We start from the raw sequence: 19,567 nt of genomic DNA on the forward strand, positions 1-19,567 counted from the left end.
GCGCCGCTTTTTATATCCGAATTTAATATTTCACCGCAGCACCCAGTTGGACTCCCCGGAATTGATCGACCCACTCCCGTATCAGCGCCTTTAGCCAGATAAGCGCAGTTTGCTTCCCTAACTCGGCTCTTGGCTAACCAGCTCTTTCATTAGCTCCTTCAACCAGATAAGGGCTTTCTGCTGGGCATGAACCGGATGCCAGACGCAGTTGAGGTGATAATCCGGCACATCCGCCGGCAGCGGCAGGCTCTTGAGCGGCCAGTGATCGGCCAAGAGCTCCGCCACCTTGCGGGGCAGCACCAGCAGGTGATCGCTCTGGCTCACGATGGCGGCGGCGGACATATAGCTCTGGCTGTTGACCGAGATGGTGCGGGACAGCCCCTGGCTCTGGAGAAACTTGTCGAGGCTCGCCTCCGAGGTGCCGAGGGGCGAGTGGAACACATGGGGCATCTGGGTGAGTTGCGCCAGCGTGATACGCTCCTCCGGCAGCTCGCGGGTGGCGCGCACCAGCCCGGCCAGGGGCTCGGTCAGCCAGGTCTCCTTGCCGAGATACCCCGGCACCTGCATGTACTCGTCAAACCCCAGCACCAGGTCTATCTCGCCGCTCGCAAGTTCCGCCTCCGGCAGGCTGTCGCGCAGGATGCGGATCTCTATGGTGACCCCGGGCGCGAGCTTTTTCAGGCGCGAAATGAGCGGTGGGATCAGCACGCACTCCACGTAATCCGTGGTGCAGAGCACGAAGCGGCGCTTGGAGTGGCGCGGCTCGAACACCTCCTCGTCGCTGAGCTGCTGCTCCAGCAGCCGCAGCACCTGCTGCACCCCCAGGTGCAGGCGCTGGGCGCGGGGGGTCGGCAGCATCCCCTGGGGTGTGCGCACCAGGAGCGGGTCGCCGAAGAAGGTGCGCAACCGGCCGAGGGCGTGGCTCATGGCGGGCTGGCTGATAAACAGCGCCTCCGAGGCACGGGTGACGCTGCCCTGTGTCATCAGGGCGTCAAAGGCGAGCAGCAGATTGAGGTCGAGCTGGTGCAATTTCATGGGGGGGATTATTCGCGCTGTTTATGGGATGATTAATCCTATTCATTTGATTGATGTGGATGCAACTTCTTACACTGCGACCACTCAAATCTTCTCGGGTGCGCCAGGCGGTTGCGTAGCCGATGACAAGCCGGCGGGTCAACAAACCGTTCACGCCTCGAGCCAGAGCGTGAACCGGTTTCAAATCCGCCCGTTTCTCCATTCCCCGTGATGTGCATGCCGCATCAGGGCCTGCAAGGATATTGCGATGAGCATCAAGACTCTCAACACCACCCCTGCCGCCGACGGCTTCACCATGCCCGCCGAGTGGGCGCACCAGCAGGCCGTCTGGATGATCTGGCCGTTCCGTCCGGACAACTGGCGTGAGGCCGGTCGCTTCGCCCAGAGCACCTTCGCCAAGGTGGCGGACGCCATCGGTGGTGCCACCCCTGTCTTTATGGGCGTGCCGGCGGAGTTTATGGAACAGGCCCGCGCCATGATGCCCGCTCACGTCACCCTGGTGGAGATGGCGAGCGATGACTGCTGGGCCCGCGACTCAGGCCCGACCGTGGTCACCAACGCCGCCGGCGAGTGCCGCGGGGTGGATTGGGGCTTCAACGCCTGGGGCGGCTTCAAGGGCGGTCTCTACCACCCCTGGAACCAGGACGAAGAGGTAGCGGCCAAGATGCTGAGCCAGCACGGCATGGATCGCTACGACGCGCCGCTGATCCTGGAAGGGGGCTCCATCCATGTGGATGGCGAGGGCACCTGCATGACCACGGCCGAGTGCCTGCTCAACGAAAACCGCAACCCGCACCTGAGCAAAGAGCAGATCGAGGCTCACCTGCGCGACTATCTGGGTGTGAAGAGCTTTATCTGGCTGGACGAGGGTGTCTATCTGGACGAGACCGACGGCCACATCGACAACATGTGCTGCTTCGTGCGCCCGGGTGAAGTGGCCCTGCACTGGACCGACGACGAGAATGATCCCCAGTACGCCCGCTCCCTCGCTGCCTTGAAGGTGCTGGAAGCCGTGGTGGACGCCAAGGGTCGCAAGCTGAAAGTCTGGAAGCTGCCCCAGCCGGGCCCGCTGTTCAGCACCGCCGAGGAGTCCGACGGGGTGGAGCAGGGCAGCGGCGTGCCGCGTGAGGCCGAAGGTCGCCTGGCCGGTTCCTACGTGAACTTCCTCATCACCAACGATCGCATCGTCTACCCCCTGCTGGATGCCGCCACCGACGACGAGGCCCAGCGCATCCTGGAAGAGATCTTCCCGGAGCATAAGGTCATCGGCGTGCCGGCTCGCGAGATCCTGCTCGGCGGCGGCAATATCCACTGCATTACCCAGCAGATCCCGTCCGGCAAATAAGAACCGGATGACGATCCTGCTGCGAGGCCGTGATCAAGGCTCATGTGCTGCTCGGAAGCCTCACGTATGTTTATACGCCCCGGTTCCTGCGCTGCTCTTCACCTTGCTGACGGCCTCGCAGCAGGATCGTAAACCGGTTCCAGTTAGTATTCAAAACCCCACGCAGTGGGGTTTTATCTCTTGATGGTGTGATGGTCGAAGGCCGCTGATGCGGCGATCATCATTACAAACAGTCACCCTTTTACAGGAGATCAAAATGATCGAAGTGACCGAGGTTTCCATTGCCGAGCTGCGTGTCGCGCTCGAATCCGGCCGCACCACAGCGGTCGAACTGGTCGAGGCCTATCTGGCCCGCATCGCCGCTTACAATGGCCCCGAGACCGATACTAAGCTCAATGCCCTGGTGGTCGCCAATCCCGATGCCCTGAAAGAGGCGCAAGCCTCCGATGCGCGTCGCGCCCGTGGCGAGACCCTGGGGCCGCTCGATGGCATCCCCTACACCGCCAAGGACAGCTACCTGGTCAAGGGGCTGACCGCCGCCTCCGGCAGCCCGGCGTTCAAGGACCTGGTCGCCCAGCGCGATGCCTTCACCGTCGAGCGGCTGCGCGCCGCCGGCGCGATCTGCCTTGGCAAGACCAATATGCCCCCCATGGCCAATGGCGGCATGCAGCGCGGTGTCTATGGCCGGGCCGAGAGCCCCTACAACGCCGACTACCTCACCGCGCCCTTCGCCTCCGGCTCCTCCAACGGCGCTGGCACCGCCACCGCGGCCAGCTTCTCCGCCTTCGGTCTCGCCGAAGAGACCTGGTCGAGCGGCCGGGGCCCGGCTTCCAACAATGGCCTCTGTGCCTACACCCCGTCCCGTGGCGTCATCTCGGTGCGCGGCAACTGGCCGCTGACCCCGACCATGGATGTGGTGGTGCCCTACGCCCGCACCATGGCCGATCTGCTGGAAGTGCTCGACGTGGTGGTGGCCGACGATGCCGACACCCGTGGCGATCTCTGGCGTCTGCAGCCCTGGATCAAGTTGCCCAAGGCCTCCGAGGTGCGCCCGGCTTCCTACCTTGAGCTCGCCGCCGGTGCCTCCGCCCTCAAGGGCAAGCGCCTCGGCGTGCCGCGCATGTTTATCAACAAGGATGAACTGGCCGGCACCAGCGAGCATCCCGGTATCGGCGGCCCGACCGGCCAGCGGATCCATACCCGCGAGTCGGTAATTGCCCTGTGGGAGCAGGCCCGTCAGGCCCTGGAAGCCGCTGGCGCCGAAGTCATCGAGGTGGACTTCCCCTTGGTCTCCAACTGCGAAGGGGACAGACCCGGTGCGCCGACCGTGTTCAATCGCGGCATCGTTAGCCCTGAGTTCCTCAACGACGAGCTGTGGGAGCTCTCCGGCTGGGCCTTCGACGACTTCCTGCGCGCCAATGGCGATCCGAAACTCAACAAGCTGGCCGATGTGGATGGCCCCCAGATCTTCCCCCACGATCCGGGCACCTTGCCGAACCGCGAGGGCGATCTCGCTGCCGGCATGGACGAGTACGTCAAGATGGCCAAGCGCGGTCTCAAGCGCTTCGACGAGATTGCCTCTGTGCCGGACGGCCTGCGCGGCCTGGAGCAGACCCGCAAGCTGGATCTGGAAGACTGGATGGACGAGCTCGGACTCGACGTCGTGCTCTTCCCCACCGTCGCCGACGTCGGCCCGGCGGATGCGGATGTGAATCCGGCCTCCGCCGATATCGCCTGGAGCAACGGCATCTGGGTCGCCAACGGCAACCTCGCCATTCGCCACCTTGGCGTACCGACCGTTACAGTCCCCATGGGGGTGATGGCCGATATCGGCATGCCGGTGGGCCTGACCTTCGCCGGTCGCGCCTATGACGACAACAAGCTGCTGCGCTTTGCCTCGGCCTTCGAATCCACCGGCAGCAAGCGCCAGGTGCCGCCGCGTACCCCGCCGTTGGGGTGATGGTTGTGAGTTAAATAATCCGGATTAGTCTGGTGATAACAAAAAACCACCTGCCATGCGGGTGGTTTTTTACTTCCAATGCTGATTGGTCCCAAGATGCACTTCCTGATCACCAACGATCGCACCGTATATCTACTGCTGGACGGCGGAAATATCCACTGTATTACCCAACAGTTCCTCTCTGGTAAGTCATCAGGTTGATTGTGATTGATATTAAAGGCCCTGTGATGTGGTTTTTATATGTTGGGTATTACCCTCCCTGTTTTTTGTGGTTTTTTGTAATTGCTAAGATTAACAAAGCCTTTTGTTATAAATGATTTCTATGATAGATACTTCACTCATAAAGAAGTACTTATAACATTACTATACATCTGTAAATATTTGCTCTGAAGTGATAATTCTTGTTGTAAGACGTTCTATATCATAGAGGCTATATTCGCCACCTTTATTTTGTCTGAGGAAACTTATAAAATCTGATATTTCTCTGTCGTTCTTTATAAAAATGTATTTAATGTCATTAGGCTCAAACTTTAGTGACATATTTTCTAACACTGTCAGAGCAGATGTCCATTTATCATCAGAAATAGATGATTTACTTCCGAACAAGTAAACACATTCATCTGTATTGCTGGGTACATATCGCCATTCTCGTTCGTCAGAGAATCGGTAGTCTGGAGTTGTACCTGATTTTCTAACTAAATCTGCTTTGTAATTTTTAATATATCTTATTATGTCAACGTCCTGCTTTTCCTCCAAAGTCCAACACCCATCTCCAATAGACCTAGCTATCGATGCAAGTAAACTATGTGAAAGTAAAGAATTCTTTTCCACATAAAGAACTGGATTTAATCCATTTTTTTCAGCCCACTCCTTGGTAAAACCAACGCCATATTCACCATATTTAATAATATGTTCTTTAATTTTAGATAATGGAATGTCACAAAAGCTAACCATTGGTACATTAATTTCGATAAGCTCTCCACCAAGGATGATGTTTTCTTGACAGATATGAACTTTAAAACCGTTTTGTAATATACCCTTAAGGGCATCTGAACTATTCGTGAAATGAATAATAGAGTTTGAACTCAGTGACATTGAAATAACCTTTGAAAATGATGATATATCATGCTGGACCAATTTGATCTTAGCCTATCCAAAATCTAATCTAAAGCTCAATAATAAAAATATGTGATATGTTACCGATCTTTTATCGGACAGAACTACAAACGGTAAACGTGCATTGCCGTAGACACAGTTTTGTGAGTACGCTCTAAAAATAAACCTCGTATGCTGAGAGTAGCGAAGCCCAACGTTTACCGCGTATGGGCATTTACTTCCCCCTCATCCCCAGTCCTTCTCCCCCTTATCTGTGATTAAAAGTGGGAGAAGGGGGCAAATAGGAGTCGCTATCTGTGTTGCAGGTTCGAATAACGAAGCGTATTCGGACGTTCGCGAACAGTAGGTCGCTGCTGATTTCTCCGGACTTTCCCCTGACTTCACTTTCTCTTCACATAACCTCATTTTCCCCTCACAAATCCCCCGTATTTTCTGCCCACTGATAAATGGGCCCGGCTTGCCACAGGGGTGGCGAGGGGGCGGTTGGAGCGAGGGAGCAAGATGATGAAGAGTTGGATGAAGTGCGGGCTGGCCGGGGCCCTGGTGCTGATGGCGAGTTTCTGGGGTGGCAGCGTGCGGGCGGCGGGGATGTCGCTGACGCAGGTGAGCGGCCCTGTCTATGTGGTGGAGGACAACTACTACGTGCAGGAAAATTCCATGGTCTATTTCGGGGCCAAGGGGGTGACGGTAGTGGGGGCGACCTGGACGCCGGATACCGCCCGCGAGCTGCACAAGCTGATCAAGCGGATCAGCAGCAAGCCGGTGCTGGAGGTGATCAACACCAACTACCATACCGACAGGGCAGGGGGTAACGCTTACTGGAAGTCCATCGGTGCCAGGGTGGTATCGACCCGCCAGACCCGGGATCTGATGAAGAGCGACTGGGCCGAGATTGTCGCCTTTACCCGCAAGGGGCTGCCGGAGTACCCGGACTTGCCGCGGGTGCTGCCCAACGTGGTGCACGAGGGCGACTTCACGCTGCAAGAGGGCAAGCTGCGCGCCTTCTACGCGGGCCCGGCCCACACGCCGGATGGCATCTTTGTCTATTTCCCTGACGAGCAGGTGCTCTATGGCAACTGCATCCTCAAGGAGAAGCTGGGCAACCTGAGCTTTGCCAATGTGAAGGAGTATCCGCAGACGCTTGAGCGACTTAAGGCGATGAAGCTGCCGATCAAAACCGTGATCGGCGGCCACGACTCACCGCTGCACGGGCCTGAGCTGATTGATCACTACGAAGCGCTGATCAAGGCCGCACCCCAGTCATAAGCCGCCGCGACGGCAGCCGGATGACGCGCTGGACGCACTAAAGGAGGCGCTCGGCCGGGCGTTTTTGGCAGGGGAGGCGCCCTTGCCCCCTGTTTCGGGCTGTTCAAGGGCGGCCCCCTTTCATAAGATGGGCCTCTCTTCATGCAGTTGGCGGGCCTTTCGTGATGCACGCAATTCAAGACGAACAACCCGATTCACTTGGCCGCCTCAAGCAGGCCTTCATCACCGGCATGTGGGCGTCGCTGGCCAGCATCGTCATCGGCTTCGCCTTCAAGGTGTGGCTGGCGCAGTGGGTGGCCAAGGGGGATCTGGCGCTGTTCAACAGCGTGGTGGATTTGATCTCTCTGTCCCTCATCCTGATGACCGGCTTTCGCTCCTCCATGGTGGTTAGCTACTCCCAGACCCGAAACGATCGGGACATCATCAATATCTTCCGCTACTTCCTCATCGGCATGGTACTGCTCACCTGGGGGGTCGTGATCCCCTATATCAAGCACGGGCTCCATATTCGGGCCGAGTATCTGCAACTGGTGGGGATCATCTTCGGGCTGGGGCTCAAGGTCTATTTCACCAATCTGGTGGCCATGTACCGGATGTACGAGATCTCGAACCGGGTCACCTGGCTGGAGCCGCTCGCCAATGCCCTGATGTTCGGGGTCTGCTATTTCGGCCTCGGGCTGGATGCGCTTGGCTCGCTATTCTATGGGCTGACCTTCTCGTCGCTCGGCATCGCGGGTTATATGTATCTGCACCGGCGCCGGGCCATCGCCACCCGGCCGCTCGCGAAAGTCGCGCTCGGCCCCGAGATGCGCAGCTATGTGAAGAAGAGCTTCACCGCGTCCCTGGAGGCGGGGGCCAGCATCCTGATGATCTACATCACGGTGCTGCTCACCATACGCCACTTCAGTCTCGACGAGCTGGGGGATTTTCAGGTGGTGGTACGCCCCATTTTCACCTATATGACGACCCTGTTCGTCTTCCCCATCTACCGTTTCGTGCTGCCGGAATTGGCAGTCAATTTGCGCAATGGAGATCACCGCCAGATCCGGCTGATCCGTAGCTGGATCTTCCGTCTGAGCGCCGTGGTTAGCATTATATTCTTCACCGTGATGCTGTTATGGGGCAAGTCGCTGGTGTTGCTGCTGTTCCCCGCCGACTATGTGGGCGCCGTGCCCGTGTTGTTCCACTTCTCCATCTTCTTTATCTTCATGATGCTCAACGGCTATCAGCTCGCCTATATCAAGGCCCACGGCCACTTCACCGAGAGCCTGATCATTCGTCTGGTAGGCATAGTGGCGCTGGTGGCGGCCTACTACCTGGTGGCCGAATTCACGGCCAACGTGGTGGCCATTATCGTGGCGCTGGGCCTCGGCTATCTGGTGATGTTCGTGCTCTCAACCCTGGCCGAGCAGCGCATCCTGCGGGCCCTGCCGCCGGAACTGGCGGCTGCGCCGTAGGAGTGGAACAGGTGTGTATCGGATAACAAAAAACGCCCGACTGGGCGTTTTTTTATTGGCGGTGTCGGGGCGGCTTAGCGCCGGCCCTTGCCACCCTTGTTGCCTGCAAGCGCCTGCTTTCTGGCGCGCTGCTTCTGGGCTGCCTTGCTGCTGCGGCGTGGCTCGGGCTCGAAGCGGGTGAGATCCGGTTCAAACCCCGGGAACCATTGTTGGGGCAAGCGGGTATCGAGCACCGCCTCCACCTTCTCCAGCAGAGGTGCATCTTCCGGGCTGAACAAGGTGATGGCGAGCCCCTTGTTGCCGGCGCGGCCGGTGCGACCGATGCGGTGGACGTAATCCTCCGGCTGATGCGGGAACTCCAGGTTGATCACGTAGTTGAGTTCCTGAATGTCCAGGCCGCGGGCCGCCACGTCGGTGGCAACCAGCGCCTGCAAGGTGCCGGCGCGAAACTCCAGCAGCACTTTTTCGCGCGCGCTCTGGGAGAGATCCCCGTGAAAGGCCAGCGCATTGATGCCCGCCTTGCCGAGCCGCTGGGCCAGCTGGTCGGCCCCCTGGCGGGTGCGGCTGAAGATCAGGGCCGGCGCCCAGCCCTTCACCTTGATCAGGTGTTCGACCAGCGCCTGCTTGCGATCGCCATCCACGGTATAGACCCGCTGCTCTATCTCGGCCGCCGTGGTGTTGCGCGGGGCGACTTCAATCAGTACAGGATCGCGTAGCAAGACCTTGCTCAAGGCGAACAGGTTGTCGTCGCAGGTGGCGGAAAACAGCAGGGTCTGGCGCTCGGCGGGTATTTGTCTGAGCAGCGCCTTGATCTCGTCCATAAAGCCCATGTCGAGCATACGGTCCGCCTCATCGAACACCAGATGGGTGAGCTGCGCGAGGCTGAGCGCCCCCTGGCGCAGGTGGTCGAGCAGCCGGCCCGGGGTGGCGATCAGGATATCCACCCCGTTTCTGAGCACCTCCACCTGGGCGGCTATGCTGACCCCGCCGTAGACCAGAGCGCTGGTGAGATTCGTCTCCTTGCCATAGCGCAGCACGCTTTCGTGCACCTGTACCGCCAGCTCCCGGGTCGGCACCAGCACCAGCGCGCGGATGGGGCGAGTGGCGGCCGGCTCGGCTTGCTGAGCCATCAACAGCTGCAGTATGGGCAGCACGAAGGCGGCGGTCTTGCCGGTGCCGGTCTGGGCCCCCGCCAGCAGATCCCGCCCTGCCAGCACCAGGGGAATGGCGGCGGCCTGAATGGGGGTAGGCGTCGTATAGCCCAGATCATCCAGGGTCTGTTGCAAGGGAGAGGAGAGGGCCAGTTCGGCAAAGGAGGCAAGGGTCATAACGGGTCCAGCACTGGGCTTGGGCGAAGGCCACGGCAGATGAGTGCCTGGGCCCTGGCCGCAAGGGGCTCAAGAGAATGGCGCCATGGTAACAGAAGCCCCTCGCCGGGTAGAAGGCTGGCTTGGTGGCTCGCATGGGCAGGCCGGCTTAGTCCCGTGGCGCGGCGGGTTCCCGGATCTGATGGATCTCCTGCCCCCGGTAGTAGGCGATATTGTGCTTGCCGTGCTGCTTGACGTGATAGAGCAGCTCGTCCGCCAGGGCGACGGCGTCCGGCACCGTCAGGTAGTCGCGGATGCGGATGATGCCGGCCGAGAAGGTGATGGGCATGGGCAGTTCATCAATCTGCAGTGGCTGCGCCAGCAGGCGGGCGACGCACTGGTGCATCTCGGCCTCGTTCCCGAGCCCCTTGTAGAGGGCGATAAACTCTTCACCCCCCCAGCGGATGGCGGTGTCACCGCGACGAATGCGCCCGTGCAGGTGGCGGGCGAAGGCAACCAGGGCCCTGTCCCCCACGCCGTGACCATAGGTGTCGTTGATGGACTTGAAGTTGTCGATGTCCAGGATCATCAGGTAGTCGTGATCCTGCAGCATGGCCTGATCCAGGATGTCCCGTCGTGGCAACCGGGTCAGGTGATCCGTGTGGGCCAGAGCGCGCAGACGGGCGTAGACTCGGCGCCAGGTCAGCATGAACAGCAGCAGGGCGATCAGGTAGAGCTTGAAGGCTGGGCTGTAGCGCAGCACCCGCTGCATGAAGTCATCGTAGGTGTAGGACCACTTTAGGTAGAGATCGGCCCCCGCCTTGGTGCGCATCAGCGGCGTGCTCAGGCAGATGTGATGGGGGCGGCAGGGCTCGACCGCATCGAAGGTGATGACGGTACGGCTCGGGTTGAGCCCTTCGTAGGGTTGCAACACATCCTTGAAGGCGGCGTCGACGGCGATGTCTATCCCGGTCAGGCCATAACGATAGGCCCGGCTGGCCTGATCGTAATAGTCGAAGGGGAAATACATGGTGATGGTCTGGCGCCCGGTGAAGGTGTCCGTGTAGATGTCGGATACCTGGGCCTCGTCAGTGCTGCAGGGCTCGTGAGTCATGGCGAAGGCGGCGCAGCCGAAGTAGTGGTACCAGTGATCCATCTTGTTCAGCACCCGGTTGGCGGGCTGCAAGCGGGCCGGCAGATCGCGGTTGTCTGCCATCATGCCGAGCAGGCGGTGATCGTCGAAGATGGCGTAGAGGTTGATGACCTCGGGGTAGGAGAGCACGTACTGATAGGTGGACAAGGTCTCGCGGATCGACGGCATCAGGGGGATCTGGGCCAGGGGGGCCAGGGTCTTGAAGTCATAGCCATAGACATAGGCCAGGGCGTCGCGATTCTCGCTGAAGATGGCGGTCTTGATGGCACTCTCATCGATGAACTGCGCCAGCTCGGCCGGGGAGAGGATGCGCGCCCGCTGGTAGAACACCTCGAACACGTTCTGCTGCTTGGCGGTGATGAGCCGCATATCGTGGCGGATGTTGAGGTAGGTGTAGTAACAAACCACTATCAGCCCCACCAGGGCCAGGCCGAAGAAGCCGAGCCGGCGTCGCCATGTGCGGGACTGGGGGGGCAATTTCGATGCAGGCATGGACCTTCCCGAGTGGCGATAGAGGGTTGCAACCGATCCGGCTTCGTTAATTATAAGCGAGCAGGGGTCTGACGAGCGTCAATTGTTGTGGGAATGAGCCATTAATATCAAGGGGATAGATACTAATTTACGTATTTCCAACGGGCTCCCGACCGCCGGAAAGAGGGGGCTTATTGGATACCACATTATGGTCGGCCAACATTGATGCAAGCTGAATGCCCATGGCATGGGCGAGAGGGAGATAAAGAAAGAGGCCATGGCCGGGTCTCGTAGCATCACGACTTGGGCTCTCCAACCCGGCCCCTTAGCATCTGGATGCCAGCACGACCTGCCTGGCATCCAGATGGTGCATCCACTCCCGCAGGATCAGGAGGGTAGCGGCGAAGTGGCGAGCCTTGGGCAGGTTGGCCGCGGCCAGGGGATCCCCTTCCACCATGGCGGCAAACTGGCCGAACAGTTGCTCGACACTCTCCCTGCTCAGGGTCTTCCCACCGAGGGTGTCGGCCAGAGGGTAGGGGCTCTGCAACAAAAACGCCTCGTGGGGAGGGATCCTGGCCGTGAGCGGCATCAGCACATCCTCCACCACCATGATGGCCTGTTCCAGTTCCAGCGCACTGGGTGGATCCCAGCGAAACGGGCCCGGGGTCATGGCATCTAGGCCGAAGGCCAGCGGGCATGCCTCACTCGTCCCATCCTGCCGGACTATCTCCAATCGGCTGGCTTGTTCGCCCAGGATCAGGGAGAGCCTGGGGGCTTGTCGCTCTGTCATCACCACACCTCATTTCACCGCTCGACACTGCCCATGGATACACCCGTTCAGGCGCGTAGGCGAGCGCTTTCCCCCATTCGGGTCCCGGGACTTGCAAAGAACGGAGTTAATGGCATTCTGGATGTCTAGATTGCTATTTGTTTTTCATCTATTGCCAAGGAGTCCTGATATGGATATTCGCACCGCTCCCCGAGTGCTCGCGCTCACCCTCTCGCTGCTGGCTGGCAGTGCCCTCGCCAACGAGGCGCTGGTGTTCCAGACCGATTTCGGTCTCAAGGATGGGGCCGTGTCGGCCATGAAGGGGGTAGCCTTCGGGGTGGACAGAACCCTGCCGCTGCAGGATCTGACCCACGAGATCCCGGCCTACAACATCTGGGAGGCCTCCTATCGCCTCTATCAGACCCTCGACTACTGGCCCAAGGGCACAGTGTTCGTGAGCGTGGTGGATCCGGGGGTGGGCACGGCGCGCCACTCTGTGGTGCTCAAGACCAGGAGCGGCCACTACATCGTCTCGCCGGACAACGGCACCCTGACCCTGGTGGCCGAGCACTTCGGCATAGAGGCGGTGCGCCAGATCGACGAGAAGCGCAATCGCCTCAAGGGATCCGAGAAGTCCTACACCTTCCACGGCCGCGATGTGTACGCCTACACGGGCGCCCGGCTCGCCTCCGGCACCATCAGCTATGAGCAGGTGGGGCCCTTGCTGCCCGCCGAGGTGGTGACCATTCCCTATCAGGCCGCGCTGGTCGAGAGCGACGGTACCGTCAAGGGCACCATTCCCATCCTGGATGTGCAGTACGGCAACGTCTGGAGCAACATCGACGAGACCCTGCTGACCAAGGCGGGGCTCAACAAGGGGGACAATGCCTGCCTCAAGGTCAGCGAAGGGGAGGTGGTCAAGTACGAGGGCAAGGCTCCCTACGTCAGCAGCTTCGGCGATGTGCCGGAAGGGCAGCCGCTCATCTACCTCAACAGCCTGTTGCAGATGTCGGTGGCGCTCAACATGGACAGCTTCGCCGCCAAACATCAGGTGGCATCCGGTGCCAACTGGCATATCAGCCTGAAGAAGTGCTGAAGGGAGCCTGTCTGAGGGAGGCGTTGGCTGAAGCCAGCAGGGAAGGGGGTTGGCATCTGCAAGGTGCCGATTCCTGAGGGGCCGGATCGGGTCGTCCAAGGCTGGCAGTTGTTATCAATATGAATATTAGCTGAACACAATTGATAATGATTGGCATTTGAATGGATAATCGCCGGCTTGTCCGACCACATTCCGGCCCACCCATGAGATCCCTATTACTGCTGGCCAGCCTGCTGGCCCTGACCGCCTGCAACGACAACAGCAGCGAGGGCACCAACTCGGTGCCTCCTGTCGTCGAGCCGCCCGTTGTTACCCCGCCCGTCATCAATCCACCGATCGTCACGCCTCCCGTCGAGCCGCCGCAGACCCATACTCGCGCCGAACTGACCCTCGCCATCGATCTGGGTGACCGGTTGGCGCCGGGGCGACCCTGGCCCTGCGCCAGCGTGCCACCGGCATAGGCACTTCCCTGATCCTGAGCAGCCAGGGCGATACGACTCTGACTCTGCCCGCCGGCCTGCTGTTGAGTGCGCCTCTCGAGTTCAGCGGTGAGCAGGATGGTTACATCTTGCGTGCCAGCAGTGCCCTGGTGGCCGATCTGGCCGCCGGTGACAATCGGGCTCGCCGCGCCGCCGCGCCGACGCTGCGTCTGGATGAGGAGGAGACCGCCCTCTTCCTGCTCAGCGATCTCAATGGTGACGGAGCGCTCGATGCCAGCGAATGGGCTCAGGGCGGCGAGATCCGTCTGCAGCAAGAGGCCGCCATTCAGGACTACGCCACCCTGCTGCGGGCCCAGCGGCTGGGGGCCGAGCTCAACTACCCCGACAGCTGGCAGATGCTGCTGGCACTGCGGGACGACAGCGCAGCGCGAAGCTGGTATCGCCGCACCAATGGCGCCGCCATCCAGGCCGCCCAGAGTGCGCTGTATCCGGCCAAGCCCGTCATCGCGGACGAGCCCGAGACCGCCGAGCTGTTGAGATTGGATGCGAAGGGCAAGTTGCTGACCCAGGGGGGCTGGCAGTGTCTGCACGATGTGCGCACCGTCTCCAGCGTCAAGGGCAGCCAATACTGGCTGCCGGGGGAGGGCTTTATGAGCTCGGCGACGACTCCCCGGGATATGCTGTCACAGCGCCCGACCCACTGTGGCCAGACCGGCTGGCGCCTGCCGACCCTGGTGGAGTTCGAGCGCCTGCTCACCGTCGACAAGCAGGGCTGGCGTTACCCTCATACCTTCGCCCTCGCCCTGCCTGAGTGGATCTGGCTGCAGGACGGCACGAAGGAGCGACTCTATCAGCCGCTCACCCGCAGCTGGCGCGACGAGGGGGCGGGTAGCCTGCTCTGGTATACTGTTTCCCTCTACCCGGTTCGCCCCTCGGTGGTGCGCGACGGCGCCATGCCGGATCTGGCGGTGCTGCGGGCGCAATACGCCGGTGACAGCAGCCAGTGGCCGGCCGCCAATGTGGATGACGGGGTGCAGTGGCAGGAGCTGGGGGCCATGCCTGCGGTGCCTTTCCCGACCGACAACCCTTATAGCCGCGCCAAGGTGGTGCTGGGTCAGCAACTCTTCTTCGACAAGCGGCTCTCGAAGGCCAACGACATCAGCTGCGCCAGCTGTCACGATCCCCAGAAAGGCTGGAGCGACGGTCTGAGCGTCTCGGTCGGTCACCTCGGCCAGAAGGGCACCCGCAACGCCCCGACCATCCTCAATGCCGCCTACAGCAGCACCCAGTTCTGGGATGGCCGGGTCGGTTCCCTGGAGGAGCAGTCCCTGCACCCCATCAGCAACCCGGTGGAGATGGCGCTGGATCACGATGAACTGCTGACGCGCCTGCGAGCCAGCCCGGACTATGGGGTGGCCTTCGCCACCGCCTTCGGGGATGATCACATCTCCCTGGATCGGGTCGCCAAGGCCATCGCCACCTTCGAGCGCACCATCATCAGCAGCCCGAGCCCGTTGGAGCGCTTCGTCAAGGGGGATACCCAGGCCCTCAGCGACAAGGCGCTCTGGGGCATGCACCTGTTCAGAACCGATGGTCGCTGCATGAACTGCCACTCGGGCCCCTTGCTGAGCCAGCATCAGTTCGAGAGCGTGGGACTCACCTATTACGGCCGCAGCCTGGAAGACCGGGGCCGCTTCCTGCAGACCCGCCAGCAGGCGGACATGGGGCTGTTCAAGACCCCGAGCCTGCGGGACGTGGCCTTCACCGGCCCCTATATGCACAACGGCGTCTTCCCGATCCTGGCCCAGCGCCTCGGCGGATCTGTGCAGGGGGTGGTGGCCATGTACAACTTCGGTGTCACCAAGTGGAGCACAGGGGTGGGCTTCCCGACTGGTGCTGATATCCACGATCCCTTCTTCCCCAAGGCGTCCGATCATCTCCATGCGTTGGGTCTGACCAACGACGAGCTCGACGCCATCGGCGAGTTCCTGCGCGGTGCCTCGGCCGAGCCCAGACGCACCCCGGCCTCCGTTGTCGAGCTGGGTCTGGGCGAGGTGGATGACGCTCGCACGGTCGGCGCCATCCCGGTGGATCTGGTGGTGACGCCGGCCCTGCCTCAGCTGGAGGTGGGTCGGACCCTGGCGCTGCAGGCGGCCATGCGCCTGAGCGATGGCACGCAAACGGCATTGAGTGAGCCGGCAACTTGGTCCAGTGAATTACCCGAGTTGGCGAGGGTCGATGGGCAAGGGGTGGTGACCGGCCTCGCCGTGGGCCCGGCCAGTGTGCGGCTCACCGTCGGTGGTCGCACCCTGGCGGTGCGGGTACAAGTGGTGGATGCCCAGCCTGACTTCAGCCAGGGTTGTCATCAGCCCGAGCTGGCAGCGGGCAAGTTCTCCTTCGTCTGCCCGCTCACCCAGAGTGAGGCGGATCGATTGGGGATCGCCTATGACGATGTCGCGAAGGACGAGGACGGGGATTACAACCCCTTCACCGCCAACTACGTGGCGATGGGCCAGGAGCGGGCGCGTGAATATTGCCAGCAGCTGGTGGCCCGTGGTCACGACGACTGGCGCCTGCCGACGGCCCAGGAGCTGGCGAGCCTGTTTGCCGCCTATCACCAGAGCGGTGAGGAGATGAAGCTCTTGACCGAAAAAGGTTGGCCGCTCTATAGCCGCTTCTGGAGCAGCGACGCCAGCAATGGCGATGGCGAGGCGTCCCTGCTGGATCTGGGGACCGGCGAGCCTATCACCGATGCACCGGCAGAGGCTCATGCCGCCGCCTGCGTGCGGGCTATCTAGCGCGCAAGCACTCCGCTATCTCAATAAAAACCGCAATAAAAACGGGCGCCCAGGCGCCCGTTTTTTTCGTTCTTATATAAGGAGGAGGTCAGAACTCGTTGGAGAGCGCCTTGTAACCTTTGACCAGATCGATGTTGGTATGGGCCACGTCCTCGGAGAACTCGGTGGCATCCACGGTGACCCGGGGGATCTCGGCCAGATCGCTCTGCTGGTTGATGCGGGTGGTGGAGGGCACATAGAAGCCGGCGGGCAGATCGCAGCCGTCGACCACGGAGTTGTGGCGCACCACGCAACCTTCGCCGATATGGCAGTTGAACAGCACGCTGTTGAAGCCGATGAAGACCCGGTTACCAACCTCGCAGGGGCCGTGCACTATGCTGCGGTGGGCGATGGAGCTGAACTCGCCTATGGTCACGGCGGCGCCGGACTTGGAGTGGATCACCACGCCATCCTGGATATTGGAGTTGGCACCGATGACGATGGGCTCCATGTCACCGGTCTCGTCCACCTCGTCGGCACGGATCACGGCGTAGGGGCCGACAAACACGTTCTCCTTGATGATCACCTTGCCGCAGATGATGGCGGTCTTGTCGATATAGGCGGATTCGTGGATGACGGGCAGGTGACCTGAGGGATTCTTGCGGATCATGTTACGTCCTGTTGCAGCTGAATTCGGGGATAAGGTGGCGGGACGCGGTGGCTCGCCGGAGAGTCAGCTTACGCCTCTGATCCGGCAGGGGAAACCCTTTACTGGTCTGACCCAGCATAAGTAGGGATATTTCAGATGGTTGTTTTTCGGGTCCCATCGGTGGGAACATGGGACTCGGTTTTGGGGCGTTCAGCCTTGCCAGGGTGAACCATGCGACGTGAAGGAGAAGATGGATGAAGCAGATGATGGTGCTCCTGATGGGAGCCCTATTGGGGATCTCGGCGGTGCAGGCCAAGGGACGGGCCGGGGAGTTTGACTACTATGCGCTGGCGCTCTCCTGGTCGCCCCAGCACTGCGCCGTCAAGCCGGGGGATCGGGAGCAGTGCAGCCGACCGCTGGGCTTCGTGCTGCACGGTCTCTGGCCTCAATATCAGCGCGGCTACCCGAGTGATTGCAGCCGCGAGCAACTGGATCCCGAGATGGAGCGCGAGTTCGCCGGGCTCTACCCCAGCCGCTTCCTCTATCGCCACGAATGGCAGAAGCACGGCACCTGCTCCGGCCTAGACCAGCCGCAGTTCCACCAACTGGCCAGCACCTTGCGGGAGAAGGTGGCCGTGCCTGCGGCCTATCAGGCTCCGGCCCAGCCCCTTCGCAAGAGCCGCGAACAACTCAAGCAGGATCTGGTGGAGGCCAACGCCTGGCTCTCCAAGGACAGCATCACCCTGGCCTGCGCCGATGGCGGCCGCTTCCTGCGGGAGATCTATGTCTGCATCGACAAGGATGGGGAGAGTGCCGTTCCCTGCTCAGACGAGATGCGCAAACGGGAGGCTCGCTCCTGCGGTCAGCCAGATTTCCTGCTAAGAAATGTGCGCTAAATAGCGATTATGATCACTCTATTCGCTATGTGGTAGAGAGATAAAGAGCGTCACGACACAGGGAGGCGATGAATGACTGAGATGAAACAGTTCCCGGCGGGCGAGCGGGCCTTGCTGCTCGGGGTGAAAGGGGTCGGGCCCACCGTCATAGGCCGGCTCGAGCAGCTGGGCTACCACAGCCTGGACGAACTGGCCCAGGCCGATGCCAGCCATATCGTCCAACTGGTAGCCAGCATGCTGGGGTCGAGCTGCTGGCAGAATAGCCCCAAGGCGCGGGGCGCCATAGAAGGTGCCATCGGCCTGGCCAGAGAACGGGTCAGAGCGCAGGTCGGTGCCCATGAAGATACGGTGCGGGAGGCGCAAACATGAGCCTGCTCGATCTCGGGATCCGCTACCCCATCATTCAGGCCCCCATGGCGGGGGTGCAGGATTGCGCACTGGCGCTGGCGGTCAGCGCCGCCGGCGGGCTCGGCTCCCTGCCGGCCGCCATGCTCAGCCCGGCCGAGTTGCGCCGCGCCCTGAGTGAGCTTCAAGAAAGTGGCCACGGGCCCTTTAATATCAATTTCTTCTGCCACCATCAGCAGGAGCTGGATCCCGCCGAAGAGCGCCACTGGCGCCAGACACTGGCCCCCTATTATGCCGAGCTGGGACTCGCGGCGGATGCCAGCCTGAGCGCCCCGAGCCGCGCCCCCTTCAATGCAGAACATGCGGCCATCCTGGCCGAGTTCAAACCCGCCGTGGTCAGCTTCCATTTCGGTCTGCCGGCTCCCGAGCTGCTGGACCGTGTGAAGTCCTGGGGCGCCAAGGTGCTGGCCAGCGCCACGACTGTGGCAGAGGCGCGCTGGCTAGCGGAGCATGGCGCCGACGCCATCATAGCTCAGGGGCTGGAGGCGGGGGGCCACCGTGGCCACTTCCTCTCGGATGATCTCAGCCTGCAACAAGGCACCTTCACCCTGCTGCCGCAGATAGTGCAGGCGGTGAACCTGCCGGTCATCGCCGCCGGGGGCATAGTCGATGGCAAGGGGATCCGCGCCGCCCTGGCGCTCGGAGCGAGCGCCGTGCAGATGGGCACAGCCTTCCTCTGTTGCCCGGAGGCGACCACCTCGGCCCTGCACCGGGCGGCGATCCAGTTGGAACAGCGCCATCACACCGCCCTGACCAACCTGTTTAGTGGCCGCCCCGCCAGAGGCATAGTCAACCGTCTGATGCGGGAGCTGGGACCACTCTTGGCCGAGGCTCCTGCCTTTCCTTATGCCAGCGCAGCCATCGCGCCGCTGCGCAGCGCCGCAGAGAAGCGGGGGAGTACCGACTTCTCACCGCTCTGGGCCGGGCAGAATGCCTCGGGCTGCCGGGCACAGCCCGCTGCCGATCTGATGGCCAGCTGGCTTGCCGAGGCCGGGTTGGCCTGATGCCTTCTATATATAGGAGCGGTATGAAGGTCAGATGCAGGGATGGCATATAAGGTGGATGGCTCCAACAGGTCGATGTAGGGGCCTTTTAAGGCCTCTTTTTACGAGCGGTTGTGGATAAGTTTGTATGAAAGCTGTGTGTTAGCATGAATAACTAACTAATTGCCATTTTTTGCAATTTTATTGCAGTCAGCCCTTGCCAATGTGATCGATGTCTCTATAATGCGCCACATCGACAGGGCAAGCGGCAACGCAAACAACCCAGTCGGTGCCTCGAAAAGTCTTTGAAAATAAGGCTTGACTCGAGAAGGCGGTTGAGTAGAATGCCACTCCCGCAGCAGCCAAAAGCTGCGTCGCTCTTTAACAATTTGAATCAAGCAATCTGTGTGGGCACTCACAGCATCGAGCATCAAAAACAATT

At 61.0% G+C, this 19,567-nt stretch carries 17 protein-coding genes; 10 read left to right on the top strand and 7 right to left on the bottom strand.

Annotation, left to right across the window (positions count from 1 at the left end; translation table 11 throughout):
• Nucleotides 1–117: 117 nt before the first annotated feature.
• A complete protein-coding gene (locus tag ACRCYW_RS02610) occupies nt 118–1,035 on the bottom strand; it encodes a LysR family transcriptional regulator (protein ID WP_438548632.1) in 918 nt (305 codons plus the stop codon).
• 247 nt (nt 1,036–1,282) lie between these two features.
• Between ACRCYW_RS02610 and aguA the strand changes: the two genes are divergently transcribed.
• Both aguA and ACRCYW_RS02620 read left to right on the top strand, forming a co-directional pair.
• Nucleotides 1,283–2,380 carry an agmatine deiminase gene (gene aguA, locus ACRCYW_RS02615; protein WP_438548633.1) on the top strand — a complete coding sequence of 366 codons (1,098 nt, stop codon included), beginning with the start codon at nt 1,283–1,285 and terminating at the stop codon, nt 2,378–2,380.
• Between the two features lie 256 nt (nt 2,381–2,636).
• Nucleotides 2,637–4,340: an amidase gene (locus ACRCYW_RS02620; RefSeq protein ID WP_438548634.1), complete on the top strand. Its 1,704-nt coding sequence runs from the start codon at nt 2,637–2,639 to the stop codon at nt 4,338–4,340.
• 363 nt (nt 4,341–4,703) lie between these two features.
• Here the strand turns inward: ACRCYW_RS02620 and ACRCYW_RS02625 are convergent, their stop codons facing one another.
• Nucleotides 4,704–5,435: an abortive infection system antitoxin AbiGi family protein gene (locus ACRCYW_RS02625; RefSeq protein ID WP_438548635.1), complete on the bottom strand. Its 732-nt coding sequence runs from the start codon at nt 5,433–5,435 to the stop codon at nt 4,704–4,706.
• 522 nt (nt 5,436–5,957) lie between these two features.
• On the opposite strand from ACRCYW_RS02625, the gene cphA reads away from it, so the two are divergent.
• Nucleotides 5,958–6,722 (top strand): CphA family subclass B2 metallo-beta-lactamase, encoded by a 765-nt coding sequence (cphA, locus tag ACRCYW_RS02630; protein WP_438548636.1) that lies wholly within the window; start codon nt 5,958–5,960, stop codon nt 6,720–6,722.
• Nucleotides 6,723–6,886: 164 nt separating this feature from the next.
• Nucleotides 6,887–8,179, top strand: a complete 1,293-nt coding sequence (locus ACRCYW_RS02635; protein ID WP_438548637.1) for a lipopolysaccharide biosynthesis protein — start codon at nt 6,887–6,889, stop codon at nt 8,177–8,179.
• Nucleotides 8,180–8,253: 74 nt separating this feature from the next.
• Here ACRCYW_RS02635 and ACRCYW_RS02640 read toward each other — a convergent pair whose 3' ends face one another.
• The 3 genes from ACRCYW_RS02640 to ACRCYW_RS02650 form a co-directional block, all read right to left on the bottom strand.
• Nucleotides 8,254–9,507 carry a DEAD/DEAH box helicase gene (locus ACRCYW_RS02640; RefSeq protein WP_438548638.1) on the bottom strand — a complete coding sequence of 418 codons (1,254 nt, stop codon included), beginning with the start codon at nt 9,505–9,507 and terminating at the stop codon, nt 8,254–8,256.
• A gap of 148 nt (nt 9,508–9,655) precedes the next feature.
• A complete protein-coding gene (locus tag ACRCYW_RS02645) occupies nt 9,656–11,131 on the bottom strand; it encodes a GGDEF domain-containing protein (protein WP_438548639.1) in 1,476 nt (491 codons plus the stop codon).
• 304 nt (nt 11,132–11,435) lie between these two features.
• Nucleotides 11,436–11,900 carry a hypothetical protein gene (locus ACRCYW_RS02650; protein ID WP_438548640.1) on the bottom strand — a complete coding sequence of 155 codons (465 nt, stop codon included), beginning with the start codon at nt 11,898–11,900 and terminating at the stop codon, nt 11,436–11,438.
• Nucleotides 11,901–12,069: 169 nt separating this feature from the next.
• Between ACRCYW_RS02650 and ACRCYW_RS02655 the strand changes: the two genes are divergently transcribed.
• The 3 genes from ACRCYW_RS02655 (at nt 12,070) to ACRCYW_RS02665 (ending at nt 16,213) form a co-directional block, all read left to right on the top strand.
• On the top strand, nt 12,070–12,975 hold the full coding sequence (locus ACRCYW_RS02655) for an SAM hydrolase/SAM-dependent halogenase family protein (RefSeq protein WP_438548641.1): 906 nt from the start codon (nt 12,070–12,072) through the stop codon (nt 12,973–12,975).
• Nucleotides 12,976–13,178: 203 nt separating this feature from the next.
• Nucleotides 13,179–13,436 (top strand): hypothetical protein, encoded by a 258-nt coding sequence (locus ACRCYW_RS02660; protein WP_438548642.1) that lies wholly within the window; start codon nt 13,179–13,181, stop codon nt 13,434–13,436.
• A 62-nt stretch (nt 13,437–13,498) separates the two neighbouring features.
• On the top strand, nt 13,499–16,213 hold the full coding sequence (locus ACRCYW_RS02665) for a cytochrome c peroxidase (protein ID WP_438548643.1): 2,715 nt from the start codon (nt 13,499–13,501) through the stop codon (nt 16,211–16,213).
• 88 nt (nt 16,214–16,301) lie between these two features.
• Here ACRCYW_RS02665 and ACRCYW_RS02670 read toward each other — a convergent pair whose 3' ends face one another.
• A complete protein-coding gene (locus ACRCYW_RS02670) occupies nt 16,302–16,862 on the bottom strand; it encodes a gamma carbonic anhydrase family protein (protein ID WP_042641619.1) in 561 nt (186 codons plus the stop codon).
• 233 nt (nt 16,863–17,095) lie between these two features.
• Between ACRCYW_RS02670 and ACRCYW_RS02675 the strand changes: the two genes are divergently transcribed.
• The 3 genes from ACRCYW_RS02675 (at nt 17,096) to ACRCYW_RS02685 (ending at nt 19,146) form a co-directional block, all read left to right on the top strand.
• Nucleotides 17,096–17,737, top strand: coding sequence for a ribonuclease T2 family protein (locus ACRCYW_RS02675; protein ID WP_438548644.1), 642 nt, complete (start codon nt 17,096–17,098; stop codon nt 17,735–17,737).
• A gap of 72 nt (nt 17,738–17,809) precedes the next feature.
• Complete coding sequence (locus ACRCYW_RS02680) at nt 17,810–18,106, top strand: helix-hairpin-helix domain-containing protein (RefSeq protein ID WP_438548645.1); 297 nt, start codon at nt 17,810–17,812, stop codon at nt 18,104–18,106.
• A complete protein-coding gene (locus ACRCYW_RS02685) occupies nt 18,103–19,146 on the top strand; it encodes an NAD(P)H-dependent flavin oxidoreductase (protein WP_438548646.1) in 1,044 nt (347 codons plus the stop codon). The genes ACRCYW_RS02680 and ACRCYW_RS02685 overlap by 4 nt, the downstream gene beginning before the upstream one ends.
• Before the next feature lie 158 nt (nt 19,147–19,304).
• Here ACRCYW_RS02685 and ACRCYW_RS02690 read toward each other — a convergent pair.
• The coding region (locus ACRCYW_RS02690) for a hypothetical protein (protein ID WP_438548647.1) at nt 19,305–19,567 on the bottom strand (263 nt) is incomplete at its 5' end.

It is taken from the genome of Aeromonas sp. (genome assembly GCF_051657805.1).
GTDB lineage: Bacteria > Pseudomonadota > Gammaproteobacteria > Enterobacterales > Aeromonadaceae > Aeromonas.

Bases quoted from the DNA above. Each gene is read 5' to 3' on its own strand.
- ACRCYW_RS02640 (WP_438548638.1), bottom strand. From the start codon at position 9,507: ATGACCCTTGCCTCCTTTGCCGAACTGGCCCTCTCCTCTCCCTTGCAA.
- ACRCYW_RS02660 (WP_438548642.1), top strand. From the start codon at position 13,179: ATGAGATCCCTATTACTGCTGGCCAGCCTGCTGGCCCTGACCGCCTGC.
- ACRCYW_RS02635 (WP_438548637.1), top strand. From the start codon at position 6,887: ATGCACGCAATTCAAGACGAACAACCCGATTCACTTGGCCGCCTCAAG.
- ACRCYW_RS02675 (WP_438548644.1), top strand. From the start codon at position 17,096: ATGAAGCAGATGATGGTGCTCCTGATGGGAGCCCTATTGGGGATCTCG.
- ACRCYW_RS02685 (WP_438548646.1), top strand. From the start codon at position 18,103: ATGAGCCTGCTCGATCTCGGGATCCGCTACCCCATCATTCAGGCCCCC.
- ACRCYW_RS02610 (WP_438548632.1), bottom strand. From the start codon at position 1,035: ATGAAATTGCACCAGCTCGACCTCAATCTGCTGCTCGCCTTTGACGCC.
- ACRCYW_RS02620 (WP_438548634.1), top strand. From the start codon at position 2,637: ATGATCGAAGTGACCGAGGTTTCCATTGCCGAGCTGCGTGTCGCGCTC.
- ACRCYW_RS02670 (WP_042641619.1), bottom strand. From the start codon at position 16,862: ATGATCCGCAAGAATCCCTCAGGTCACCTGCCCGTCATCCACGAATCC.
- ACRCYW_RS02645 (WP_438548639.1), bottom strand. From the start codon at position 11,131: ATGCCTGCATCGAAATTGCCCCCCCAGTCCCGCACATGGCGACGCCGG.
- aguA (WP_438548633.1), top strand. From the start codon at position 1,283: ATGAGCATCAAGACTCTCAACACCACCCCTGCCGCCGACGGCTTCACC.
- ACRCYW_RS02655 (WP_438548641.1), top strand. From the start codon at position 12,070: ATGGATATTCGCACCGCTCCCCGAGTGCTCGCGCTCACCCTCTCGCTG.
- ACRCYW_RS02650 (WP_438548640.1), bottom strand. From the start codon at position 11,900: ATGACAGAGCGACAAGCCCCCAGGCTCTCCCTGATCCTGGGCGAACAA.
- cphA (WP_438548636.1), top strand. From the start codon at position 5,958: ATGATGAAGAGTTGGATGAAGTGCGGGCTGGCCGGGGCCCTGGTGCTG.
- ACRCYW_RS02680 (WP_438548645.1), top strand. From the start codon at position 17,810: ATGACTGAGATGAAACAGTTCCCGGCGGGCGAGCGGGCCTTGCTGCTC.
- ACRCYW_RS02625 (WP_438548635.1), bottom strand. From the start codon at position 5,435: ATGTCACTGAGTTCAAACTCTATTATTCATTTCACGAATAGTTCAGAT.